Source organism: Bacteroides sp. HMSC067B03, assembly GCF_001811315.1.
In the GTDB taxonomy this organism is placed as follows: domain Bacteria; phylum Bacteroidota; class Bacteroidia; order Bacteroidales; family Bacteroidaceae; genus Bacteroides; species Bacteroides faecis.
This window is the reverse complement of the sequence record NZ_KV804458.1, coordinates 19,081-31,209: the sequence shown is the minus strand read 5'-3', so window position 1 is coordinate 31,209 and position 12,129 is coordinate 19,081. Positions and strand designations below refer to the sequence as shown.

The 12,129-nt window shown below is 41.8% G+C and carries 10 protein-coding genes, 1 tRNA gene and 2 pseudogenes; 10 read left to right on the top strand and 3 right to left on the bottom strand.

The genetic code is table 11. The features are described from left to right. Positions 1 to 5: 5 nt before the first annotated feature. From HMPREF2794_RS22900 to HMPREF2794_RS22870, 7 genes and pseudogenes are all read left to right on the top strand, one after another. Positions 6 to 1,328: an MATE family efflux transporter gene (locus HMPREF2794_RS22900; protein ID WP_010538854.1), complete on the top strand. Its 1,323-nt coding sequence runs from the start codon at positions 6 to 8 to the stop codon at positions 1,326 to 1,328. A 57-nt stretch (positions 1,329 to 1,385) separates the two neighbouring features. Beyond that, positions 1,386 to 2,708 carry a signal recognition particle protein gene (ffh, locus tag HMPREF2794_RS22895; protein ID WP_010538855.1) on the top strand — a complete coding sequence of 441 codons (1,323 nt, stop codon included), beginning with the start codon at positions 1,386 to 1,388 and terminating at the stop codon, positions 2,706 to 2,708. 303 nt (positions 2,709 to 3,011) lie between these two features. Beyond that, positions 3,012 to 3,893: a bifunctional methylenetetrahydrofolate dehydrogenase/methenyltetrahydrofolate cyclohydrolase FolD gene (folD, locus tag HMPREF2794_RS22890; protein WP_055271819.1), complete on the top strand. Its 882-nt coding sequence runs from the start codon at positions 3,012 to 3,014 to the stop codon at positions 3,891 to 3,893. A 153-nt stretch (positions 3,894 to 4,046) separates the two neighbouring features. Beyond that, positions 4,047 to 5,183, top strand: coding sequence for a CapA family protein (locus HMPREF2794_RS22885; protein ID WP_070752810.1), 1,137 nt, complete (start codon positions 4,047 to 4,049; stop codon positions 5,181 to 5,183). 64 nt (positions 5,184 to 5,247) lie between these two features. Then, a tRNA-His gene (locus HMPREF2794_RS22880) sits at positions 5,248 to 5,323 on the top strand. A 135-nt stretch (positions 5,324 to 5,458) separates the two neighbouring features. Further along, a pseudogene (locus tag HMPREF2794_RS22875) lies at positions 5,459 to 6,677 on the top strand (tyrosine-type recombinase/integrase). Between the two features lie 162 nt (positions 6,678 to 6,839). Continuing rightward, positions 6,840 to 7,974, top strand: a pseudogene (locus HMPREF2794_RS22870) (IS481 family transposase). Positions 7,975 to 8,107: 133 nt separating this feature from the next. Here HMPREF2794_RS22870 and istB read toward each other — a convergent pair. The 3 genes from istB to istA are packed head-to-tail and all read right to left on the bottom strand — an operon-like array spanning position 8,108 to position 10,434. Then, a complete protein-coding gene (istB, locus tag HMPREF2794_RS22865) occupies positions 8,108 to 8,899 on the bottom strand; it encodes an IS21-like element helper ATPase IstB (protein ID WP_055271816.1) in 792 nt (263 codons plus the stop codon). Positions 8,900 to 8,942: 43 nt separating this feature from the next. Further along, positions 8,943 to 9,524: a hypothetical protein gene (locus tag HMPREF2794_RS28165; protein WP_055271814.1), complete on the bottom strand. Its 582-nt coding sequence runs from the start codon at positions 9,522 to 9,524 to the stop codon at positions 8,943 to 8,945. Positions 9,525 to 9,552: 28 nt separating this feature from the next. After that, positions 9,553 to 10,434 carry an IS21 family transposase gene (istA, locus tag HMPREF2794_RS28160; RefSeq protein WP_083312171.1) on the bottom strand — a complete coding sequence of 294 codons (882 nt, stop codon included), beginning with the start codon at positions 10,432 to 10,434 and terminating at the stop codon, positions 9,553 to 9,555. 139 nt (positions 10,435 to 10,573) lie between these two features. On the opposite strand from istA, the gene HMPREF2794_RS22855 reads away from it, so the two are divergent. The 3 genes from HMPREF2794_RS22855 (at position 10,574) to HMPREF2794_RS29130 (ending at position 11,693) form a co-directional block, all read left to right on the top strand. Continuing rightward, a complete protein-coding gene (locus tag HMPREF2794_RS22855) occupies positions 10,574 to 10,897 on the top strand; it encodes a hypothetical protein (RefSeq protein ID WP_010538859.1) in 324 nt (107 codons plus the stop codon). A 488-nt stretch (positions 10,898 to 11,385) separates the two neighbouring features. After that, complete coding sequence (locus HMPREF2794_RS30015) at positions 11,386 to 11,565, top strand: leucine-rich repeat domain-containing protein (protein WP_109115327.1); 180 nt, start codon at positions 11,386 to 11,388, stop codon at positions 11,563 to 11,565. Further along, on the top strand, positions 11,532 to 11,693 hold the full coding sequence (locus HMPREF2794_RS29130) for a hypothetical protein (RefSeq protein WP_153880780.1): 162 nt from the start codon (positions 11,532 to 11,534) through the stop codon (positions 11,691 to 11,693). Before HMPREF2794_RS30015 ends, HMPREF2794_RS29130 begins: the two co-directional genes overlap by 34 nt. Positions 11,694 to 12,129 lie beyond the last annotated feature (436 nt).

Below are 12,129 nucleotides of genomic sequence, written 5' to 3'. Positions count from 1 at the left end.
TAATTATGTATACCAACAAACAGATTTGGAGTGTCAGTTATCCGATACTACTTAGCTTGCTGGCGCAAAATGTCATCAATGTCACCGATACCGCCTTCCTGGGACACGTGAGCGAAGTGGCTCTGGGAGCTTCGGCCATGGGTGGACTATTCTATATATGTATATTTACTATCGCTTTCGGATTCAGTACAGGCTCACAGATCGTCATTGCACGACGCAATGGAGAAGGACGTTACAGTGATGTAGGACCGGTAATGATTCAAGGAGTCATGTTCCTTCTGTTGATAGCCATCTTGATGTTCGGCTTTACCAAAGCGTTCGGAGGAAATATCATGCGGTTACTGGTTTCTTCCGAATCCATCTACGAAGGCACAATGGAATTTTTGGACTGGCGTATTTACGGATTCTTCTTCTCGTTTATCAATGTGATGTTCCGTGCACTATACATCGGTATCACCCGTACCAAAGTACTGACCATTAATGCCGTCGTCATGGCATTGACCAACGTAATACTGGACTATGCACTGATTTTCGGTAAATTCGGTCTGCCGGAAATGGGTATCAAAGGAGCCGCCATCGCTTCCGTACTGGCAGAAGCTTCCTCCATCCTTTTCTTCCTGATTTATACGTATATCAGTGTCGACCTGAAAAAATACGGTCTGAACCGTCTCCGCTCATTCGATCCGGCATTGCTGATGCGTATTCTCAGCATCTCATGCTTCACCATGCTTCAATATTTCTTGTCGATGGCAACATGGTTCGTGTTCTTTGTTGCCGTAGAACGGCTGGGACAGCGGGAACTGGCAATCGCCAACATCGTCCGCAGTATCTATGTCGTACTGCTGATTCCGGTAAATGCACTGGCAACGACGACTAACAGCCTTGTCAGCAATGCGATTGGTGCAGGAGGTATCCAGTACGTCATGCCGCTTATCAATAAAATAGCCCGATTTTCGTTCTTTATTATGCTCGGATTAGTAGGGTTGTCGGTTTTGTTTCCACAGTTCCTGCTCTCCGTTTATACCAGCGAAGCAGCGTTAATCACAGAATCCGTACCTTCGGTATATGTCATCTGTTGCGCCATGCTCATAGCATCAGTAGCCAATGTCGTATTCAATGGTATCTCCGGAACAGGAAATACACAGGCAGCCTTATTGCTCGAAACAATCACGATTGCCATTTATGGTTCCTACATCGTTTTTGTCGGAATGTGGCTCAAAGCACCGATCGAAATCTGCTTTACGATTGAGATTCTGTACTATACCTTACTGCTGTTAACAAGCTATATTTATCTCAAAAAAGCAAAATGGCAGAATAAAAAGATATAAATACAAGAGATTTTTGTACATTTGCAGGCTCAAATATTAATTCGTAATTAAACAACTATGTTCGATAATTTAAGTGAAAGACTAGAACGGTCATTCAAGATTCTGAAAGGTGAAGGCAAAATCACCGAAATTAACGTGGCGGAGACGCTGAAAGATGTACGTAAGGCATTGCTTGATGCCGACGTTAACTACAAGGTTGCGAAAACTTTCACTGACACGGTGAAAGAAAAAGCCATCGGTCAGAATGTACTTACGGCTGTGAAGCCAAGCCAGTTGATGGTGAAGATTGTGCACGACGAACTGACTCAGTTAATGGGTGGTGAAACTGTAGAAATCAACCTCGAATCCCGTCCGGCAGTTATTCTGATGTCAGGTCTGCAAGGTTCGGGTAAGACCACTTTCTCCGGTAAGTTGGCACGCATGCTGAAAACAAAGAAGAATCGCAAGCCATTACTGGTAGCCTGTGACGTTTACCGTCCGGCAGCTATCGAACAATTGCGTGTGCTGGCAGAACAAATCGAAGTTCCGATGTACTCAGAGCTGGACAGCAAAAATCCGGTAGAGATTGCACAACATGCTATCCAGGAAGCTAAAGCCAAAGGATATGACCTCGTAATCGTCGATACAGCCGGACGTCTGGCTGTAGATGAGCAGATGATGAACGAGATCACCGCTATCAAGGAAGCTATCAATCCGGACGAAATTCTGTTCGTAGTAGACTCCATGACAGGACAGGATGCCGTAAATACTGCCAAAGAATTTAACGAACGACTTGACTTTAACGGTGTAGTACTGACTAAACTGGATGGTGATACCCGTGGTGGTGCAGCTCTTTCTATCCGTTCGGTAGTCAACAAACCGATTAAGTTTGTAGGTACAGGTGAAAAGCTGGATGCTATCGACCAGTTCCATCCGGCACGTATGGCAGACCGTATCCTTGGTATGGGTGACATCGTTTCATTGGTAGAACGTGCTCAGGAACAGTATGACGAAGAAGAAGCAAAACGTTTGCAAAAGAAGATTGCCAAGAATCAGTTCGATTTCAATGACTTCCTCAGCCAGATTGCACAAATCAAGAAGATGGGTAACCTAAAAGAACTCGCTTCCATGATTCCGGGAGTAGGTAAAGCAATCAAAGACATCGATATTGACGATAATGCTTTCAAGAGCATCGAAGCTATTATCTATTCCATGACTCCGGCAGAACGTTCTAATCCGGAATTACTGAATGGCTCACGTCGCACACGTATTGCCAAAGGTAGCGGAACGACTATTCAGGAAGTAAACCGTTTGCTGAAACAATTCGACCAGACTCGCAAAATGATGAAGATGGTGACCAGCAGCAAAATGGGCAAGATGATGCCGAAAATGAAAAAGTAAGAAAGAATCTTATTCTGTTTCAGATAGAAGGAGGAAGTTTGTACTTCCTCCTTTATTTTTGCAGTAGAGTAAGGATACGCAAATATTGCACATACCTCTATAAAAACATATTCTGAATGAATAAAGTAAAAGATTCTATTTTCCTGACCAATAAACCAGACTGTATCGCAGTCTATTTTTCGCTCGGCGCCAACTCCCCCTCAACACATTCCAAGCCTCATCTCCTGACAAAAACTCCAATCCTTTTGGAGAGTTCAGTTATTTATTTTACTTTTGTCCATCACCAATAAATACTCTGAAAATATGACTCTGATAGACGGAAAAGCCATTTCCGAACAAGTAAAACAAGAGATTGCAGCTGAAGTAGCCGAAATTGTAGCTCGTGGCGGCAAACGCCCGCATCTGGCAGCAATTCTTGTGGGACATGATGGCGGCAGCGAAACCTATGTAGCTGCCAAAGTAAAAGCCTGCGAAGTTTGTGGATTCAAATCCTCTCTGATCCGTTATGAAAATGACGTGACCGAAGAAGAACTACTCGCAAAAGTACGCGAACTGAATAATGACGATGACGTAGACGGATTTATCGTACAGCTCCCGTTGCCGAAACATATCTCCGAACAGAAAGTCATCGAGACGATCGACTATCGTAAAGATGTAGACGGATTCCACCCTATCAATGTGGGACGTATGTCTATCGGACTTCCTTGCTACGTATCTGCCACTCCTAACGGTATTCTCGAACTGCTGAAACGTTATCAGATAGAAACTTCCGGAAAGAAATGTGTAGTACTCGGTCGCAGTAACATAGTTGGCAAACCAATGGCCTCTCTGATGATGCAGAAAGCGTATCCGGGTGACGCAACCGTTACTGTATGCCACAGCCGTAGCAAAGATCTGATAAAGGAATGCCAGGAAGCAGATATTATTATCGCCGCTTTGGGACAACCTAATTTTGTGAAAGAAGAAATGGTAAAAGAAGGTGCAGTAGTTATCGACGTAGGTACTACCCGCGTTCCGGATGCCAGCAAAAAATCCGGTTTCAAGTTGACAGGGGATGTTAAGTTTGACGAAGTAGCACCCAAATGCTCTTTCATCACTCCTGTACCGGGTGGTGTGGGACCGATGACAATTGTATCGCTAATGAAAAATACACTTTTAGCCGGCAAAAAAGCTATTTATAAGTAATACATGGAAGGACAGTGAAGTAACTTTCACTGTCCTTCTCTCCCTTAAATCTGACTACTATGAAAAGAACTACAATCTCCCTCTCCCCTTCTGTTTGCTATCCGTTCAGGTAAAATTATTCTCGAAAAGACACAATAAACCCCTCTTGAATCCATGAAAAAACTATTAGTATCCCTTCTTTTGGTTACACAATTCTCCTGCATCGGCAAAGCACAAGAGAATACCATTGCCGTACAAATACCGACAACAGACAGCCTGAAAACAGATACTCTTTCGCTTCTTTTCGTAGGAGACCTCATGCAACATCAAGGACAAATAAATGCTGCACGCACCACAGAAGGAGGATACGATTATTCGTCCTATTTTGAATATGTCAAAGAAGAAATAAGCAGAGCCGACTTTGCGATAGCTAACCTGGAAGTAACCCTCGGAGGAAAGCCATACAAAGGCTACCCTGCTTTCAGCGCTCCCGATGAATATCTGACGGCCATCCATAACGCCGGTTTCAATGTACTGATAACCGCTAACAACCACAGTCTCGACCGTGGCAGAAAAGGTCTGGAACGAACCATACAGCTTATAGATTCCTTGAATATTCCACATGCCGGAACATACATCAACTCTGAAGAACGTGAAAACAAATATCCCCTTTTATTAGAGAAAAACGGATTCCGTATTGCCATGCTCAACTATACGTACGGCACCAATGGAATCGTTGTCACTCCCCCCAATATTGTCAATTATATTGATACAATAATCATAGCTAAAGATATCGAAGCAAGCAAAGCACTGAATCCCGACGCAATTATTGCCTGTATGCATTGGGGAATCGAATACCAGTCACTCCCTAGCAAAAAACAGAAGTTTTTAGCTGACTGGCTGCTTCAAAAAGGAGTGGATCATGTTATTGGTTCTCATCCCCATGTCGTACAACCTATTGAAGTTCGTGAAGACAGTCTTACAAAAGAGAAACATCTTGTAGTTTACTCATTGGGAAATTATATTTCCAACATGTCTGCCCGTCGCACAGATGGCGGCTTGATGGTCAGAATGGAATTAGTAAAAGATAGTACCATCCGACTCAATCATTGTGAATATAGTTTAGTATGGACAGCTCGTCCGATTCAATCGGGAAAAAAAAATCATCAATTACTACCCATCAATCTCCCCTCTGACTCCATTCCCGTTAATGCTCGTAACTCTCTGAGAATCTTCACAAATGATGCGCGAACCCTCTTCAACAAGCATAATCAGGGAATAAAAGAATATCTTTTTTATAAAAAAAAGTAGCAGAATCTTTTGGAGATTTAAAGATAATATCTATCTTTGCACCGCGTTAGAGAAACGCAGACATGGTGGATGTAGTTCAGTTGGTTAGAGCGTCAGATTGTGGTTCTGAATGTCGCCGGTTCGAGTCCGGTCTTCCACCCCCCCCCTTATAAGTTAAGTACTTATGAGGGGTTTCTTTTTGTTGGTAGTGGTTATTTGGAGACTGAAATCATGCTAAATATTGCTTAATCTTCCTTGTTGTTGACCTATTGTTGACCCCCAATTAATAGATTAAGATGTTAACAATCAAAGCAGAAGTCCAACGAGCCAAACAAAGAAGTGATAGAACTTACAATGTCAAGGTGAGATTTACACAGGACAGAAAGGTTAAAAGGCTATCAAGCAGTCTGTTTGTAACCTCTAAGGATTTAACCAAATCTTTCAATTTCAAGGAAGGTACTACCGTAAAGAGAGAAGTGGATAAGCTAATCAGTACTTACCAAGAAAAATGTACCAAACTCCAGTTAGAGATAAATCACTACACTTTAAATGATATTTTAGTTTTCCTTAAATCAAAACGAGAGCAGACACAGCCCATAGACTTCATTCTGTTTTGTAAGGAATGGTTGGAGATGACAGATATCAAAGGAAAGAAGAATTATCAGTCTGCCCTCAATTCTTTCATAAGCTATTTAGGCAAGGAGCATTTAAAGACAAATGAAGTGACCTCTCAACTCCTTAATGGTTTCAAAACATACCTCAACCTCAAAAGAGAAAAAAAGTCATTCAATTACAGAAACAAGGAAAACGAATTCCCTCCAATAGAACTGTTTCACTCTATTTAGGAAGTATTAGACACTTGTTTAATGAAGCCAAGAAGAAGTACAACGATTATGATAGGAATATAATTCTGATACCACATTCTCCATTTGAACATGTCGAAGTCCCTAAGCAGGAAACTACACGCAAACAAGCATTGGCAGCAGAAACAATTAATCAAATATTAAAGTTGCCCTATATCTACAACGCCAATGGTAAGGAAAGAATCCGCCCGTTCAACTTAGCTAAAGACTCTTTTATTCTATCCTTCTGTTTAATAGGTATGAACTCTGTAGATTTACATAGCTGTAATGCTTTCCAAGACAATACAATCACTTATAACAGGAGTAAAACGACAGGCAGAAGGCTTGATAAAGCTAAAATGAAAGTAAAATTCTTCCTATCCTATCTTTTCTCATGGAGAAATACAAAGATTACACAGGTAAAAAAGCATTCAGATTCTATCAAATGTACAATACAGCCAACAACCTTAACAGAGCCATCAATGTAGGCTTGAAGGAAATAGACAAATTGTTAAAAGTAGATAATTTAGAATTCTATGCAGCACGACATTCATGGGCTACCATTGCCCTCAATAAAGTTGGCATTGATAAGTACACAGTCCACTCGGCATTAAATCATGTTGATGAAGCAATGAAAGTAACCGATATCTATATTGAAAGAGACTTTATTTAAGAAAAACAAGCTAATGCCAAGGTTGTAAAATATGTATTTGGAAGGTCGTAATTATCGTTCTGTAATTGGTAATGCTGTTCTGTTGTATATGAATTAGTCAAGACTTAATCTGACAGTTACGCATAAAAAAGAATAACTTTGTAATAGAAAACAGATTAAGTTATGACGACAGCAGAAAAAGTCATTAAGAACAAACTGGGATTGCTAGAACTTTCCCAACAGTTAGGAAAGATATCACGAACTTGCAAGATTATGGGCTATAGCCGTGACAGTTTTTATCGTTTTAAAGAGTTGTACGAACAAGGCGGTGAAGTTGCCTTGCAGGAGATTTCCCGCCGTAAACCGGTCATGAAGAACCGTGTGGAGGAACATATCGAACAGACTGTTGTACAAATGGCAATAGACAACCCCGCATTAGGACAAGTCCGTGTATCTAATGAACTCCGTAAGAAAGGTATTCTTATTTCGCCGGGAGGGGTACATTCCATATGGTTACGACATGATATGGAGACTTTCCAAAAACGCTGAAAGCATTATCCACCAAAGTGGAACAAGAGGGTATCGTCCTTGACGAGAACCAGGTAGCGGCATTGGAAAAAGCGAAAGAGGAAAAACAAGCTCATGGAGAAATCGAAACCTATTATCCCGGTTTTCTTGTCGCACAAGATACTTATTATGTGGGATATATTAAAGGTGTCGGACACATTTATCAGCAAACTGTCATAAATACTTACTCCAAAATAGGGTTTGCAAAGCTATATGATAGGAAAAATGCACTTGTAGCTGCTGATATGCTCAACGATAGGGTCATTCCTTTTTTCGAACAATATGACTTGAAGTTGATGCGTATGCTCACTGATAGGGGTACGGAATACTGTGAGAACAGAGAAAACCATGAGTATGAACTGTATTTGGCTGTAGAGGATATAGACCATTCGAAAATCAAGGCAAAAAATCCGCAGACAAACGGTATCTGTGAACGGTTCAACAGAACTGTGCAGAACGAGTTCTATGCCATCGCATCCAGAAAGAAAATCTATGCCACTATAGAACAACTGCAAAATGACCTTGACACATGGATGAACTCTTACAACACGGAAAGAACCCACTCTGGGAAGTACTGTTTCGGGAAACGCCCATGCAGACTTTTATAGAAGGTATAACAGTCGCAAGAAAGTATCAGCTGCAAAATCAGGAAACAATACAACCGAATGAAGCTGATAAAACTTCATTCGGTTGTAAGAGTGAGGAAATGTATGTAACATTCGCAAATGTCATCGGACAGTTTTTTTTGTAAGATAGTAAACAAACTGTCAGAACAAGTCTTGATGTAATAAGCAAATTTTAAATCGTCATTTTTCGGTAAAGTTAAATCACCATCTAATAATAGAGACTATCAGTTTATACTATTGATTACATTTTAATGTCGGTCATCTTTGGCTGGGGGTACCCCCAGCCAAAGATGTGTCTTTTTCCTCTTCAAAAATGGATTTTCGGTTTCCCATCCGGTAGCTTTGCCCGGTGAGTTTTATGACCTCGTAGTGATATAACAGCCTGTCCAGTATTGCTGAAGCCAGCACTTCGTCATCCAGCGTTTTGCCCCATTCGGTGGGTGCCTTGTTCGTGGTAATTATCAGTGAGGCTTTCTCGTGAAGCGTGTTGATCAGATTGAAGAATCCTGCGGCATCCTCTTTTTTCACCGGGAAGAGCATTATGTCATCGATGGCTACCAGGTCGGCTTTGAGCAGACGGTTGTATGCGCTCATGGCCGAAGGCATCAGCGTTTTCATCTTGATGGTGTTTATGACATCCTCCATCGTGACCATATACGCCTTGTATCCCTGCCCCGCAGCTTCGTACACGAGTCCTGCGGCGATAAAGGTCTTACCTGTTCCGGAAGGTCCCATGAGTATCAGGTTGTAATTCTGTTCGAGCCACCCCAGCCGGCGCAGTTCACGCAATCTTGGTGCGGTTATACCTTGCGAGTAGTTGTGGTCGAAAAGGTCGAGGTCGTGTCTTGCCGGCAAGGCCGCCGCTTTCAGCCGCCGTTGGAAGTCCTTGCTGTCTCTTTCCTGAACCTCGCGGGAGAGCAGGTCATGCAGGAACTCTACATGGTTTTTTCCCTGCTCCTGCGCCAGATGAGCTTCTGATTCCAGCAGGCGTGGCAGAGCGTACAGGCGCAGACGCGAGCACAGGTTTTTGATTTGTTCGTTTGTTATCATACGAAAAGGGTGTTAAAGGTGGATATGTCTGTTTTCTCGGGGATCATGGCGGATGTATCAGCCCCGGGAACCGGCTCGGTTTCCGTCCGGACCTCAATGGGGGGGCTCCTTTACGGATCCTGAGGGTCTCGGCAACCTCCATCAGGCTGCATCCGTTGAAGACACCTGCTTTAAGGCACTCGTCAAAAGCTTCGGTAAGCGTGATATCCGAGTATGCCGCGTGGCGCCGGACTATAAACTGGAGGCTGTCGCGGTAATTACGGGCCTTATGCACACGTAGTTGTGATAAATATGTATCAATCACCGTGCTTGCGGGAAGTTCTTTGCGTACAAAAGCCTCATAATCATCCAGCGAGGCTTCGCGGTCACGCCGGTGGGAGGTATTGCTTACCAGACGCCCCTTATCTCCGCTTATTTTGTGAACGGCAAGGGTTTTGCCTGTCTCATGGCTGTAGATATATAGCCGGCCTTCTTTTTCTTCGATATAGACCAGCGTCTGATGGCCGTGGTAGGTGCCTGTGGGAACGCTGTAATAATTGCCCCGGTAGGTTATCACGTTGTCCTTTCGCACGTGATGCGGCAAGAGGGTTTCGCAAGGAACAGTCGGGACTCCCTTATAAGGCATGAGGTGTGCTTTTTCCGTCTCAAACTCCTCAGACGGGACACGACGTATGCCGTGATGTTCCGTGCCGTTGGCCGTGCGTTCCAACCAGCCAAGGACTTACCTTGTTGAGCAGGTCCATGTCAACCAACTCGCGGCCGCGAAGGAAGTTGTACTTCACATATTTGACGACATTCTCTATCTTACCTTTGCTCTGGGGATCGGATTTGCGACAGAACACGGGTTCAAAGCCATGTTCACGGACAAGGGTGCGGAAAACGCGGGTAAGCACCAGGTCACCAAGGTTTTCATTGACAAGAAACATCTTGTCCTGGTCATAAACTATTTTTCGGGGTACTCCCCCGAAGAACTCGAAAGCCAGTTCATGGGCATAAACCGCAAGAGCGGTGGTAAACGGTGTACGGCTAAAGTAGACGAACTTATACCTGCTGCGGCTCAGACACATCGCAAAGAAATACACTTTTAAAGACTGTCCCTGAAGTGTCTTCATCCACCGTTCACCGAAGTCGCATTGGGCGTATTCGCCATAGGGAGTCCCGGGTTGCTTCTCGTAGGGGCGGTAACTCTTTTCAAACTCCTTGGGAAGATGGTGCGTTAAACGCAACCGGTTGACGAAGTTGAAGACCGTTTTTTTTTGGGGGGGTACGCAGGGAAGATCCGAAAAATGCTCTTTCAAGCGGTCATGGAGTTGCGGAGCGGACAAAAAAGGCCACTTGCGCAACTCATTGACTACATAAAATTCATAGCCGTCAAGTTTATGACCGTAATGACGGTCATAGCTCTGGCTGGAAATAAACTCTTCTTCTGTCATAGACAGATACTTGGCCACCGTTTGACGGTGAAGACCTAAGGATTGACCTATTTGTGTCTTATTTAGGCTATCTGAAAATAATTCGTTAACTTTGTACCACATCAGATACTTCTTTAATTGGAAGTCTCGGTCATAGCATTGTAATTAGTAGTTCGCACCACAAAATTACAATGCTATTTTTTTTAGAATCATGTCGATTTTACTTTTCCGATTTTTGACGAGACAAAGTTACCGATTACACTTGACTATTACAGTTTATCAGTACGAGACAAAAGATTACTGGTTATATTATTATTCAGCAAACTGGAATACTTATATTCCCGAGGAAGAAGAACCGCAGCTTCCTTCTGATTTGATTAAATATAAAGATAAATATCTTTTGTTTTACATAAAAGGGAAGAAAAAGCTTAATGAAAAACTTCTTCATAAAGCACTTGGTATTACCTCAATAGATGAACTTCCCCAAAAACCTCAGGGGTGTATTGATAATAGAAGATGGTTTTATCTAAAAAATAAAAAAACGAATGATTCTGTTTTTGTTCAAACAGATCGGAGTTTCTATTAGAGATATTCCGGAGCTTGACATGTTTGACTGGGAGAATGTCATCCGCTGATATTGAAGCCATTTAGACCTAGTGCAAATATTGGAAGGGCGTGTATTAACGCCCTCTATTCATTCTTGGTAGCAACAAATTCAATGCAGATGCAATAAGTATTTGATGTAATTGTTTACATTTACCGTATCGGATAGAATTTGAAAAGGCACTGTCCATAATTTTGTGTAAATAGAAAACTTCAGGATTCAGTTTTTATACTTGAATCCTGTTTTCAAATATAGCAATAAATTGGTTAAAACGTAAGCGACTGACCAAATAGGTCTTTTTTAGCATTTTTCCTGCTTAATTTTGTCTGCCCCAATAATAAGATATGCAAGAACGTAAATATATGATAAACAGAAAAATATATCTCCTCCTTCTTCTTTGTCAACACTAAAAAGTTTTATCCGTCAGTGATTTTTGAGAGAATGAAGGTTATAGCCATACAAAATTCTATATTTGCAGTTCCTTAACCCATATTATCATTCCTAAGCATATTGCGACGATAAGTTCAGGTGCATTTGCCAATCGCTCTCTCCTCACCAATGTCACATTAGGTAGTGGAGACATTACATTCCATGGAGCACCAATAAAACAATTACGATGCTATCTGTTGTTCCTCCTAAGTTTCATTTGACAGCTCCTTCTTTCAGTGCGGATTTGACGAAAGGAGCCACACTCTATGTACTTGCCGGAACCGATATAACTTATTCTGAATCAAGCTGGAAAACTTATTTCGAAAACATAATGGAAATAAAAGAATAAAAGCTATCCATGATTTTGATATTATGGTATCAAAATGAAAAAATATAAATAACATGAGGTCTCAAAATGCTGGTATGACCTCATTTCTGTTGCAATAATTCCATTTCAAATATTGAAAATGTCAAAAAAGAGTTTATAATAGACTTGAACACCGTTTATAGCCCCTCATTATTTATTAAAAACTTAAATAGAGTTTATTCGAGTTTCTCGTGTCAAGAACAGAGAATGATTACAATGAATAATTGGCATCTTCTTTTCTTATTTGACAAACAATTGATACAACAGAATGAATGTATTTATTATATTATTTGTTAATAATCATAGTTTTGCCCGATAATCGATCATCCAACGTAAAAAGCTCCTGCCACCTGTTCAACCGGATCGAACTTATGAGTCAGTTTCAGATTGAATAGAAACCATCGTTAAGTCAAAAAAA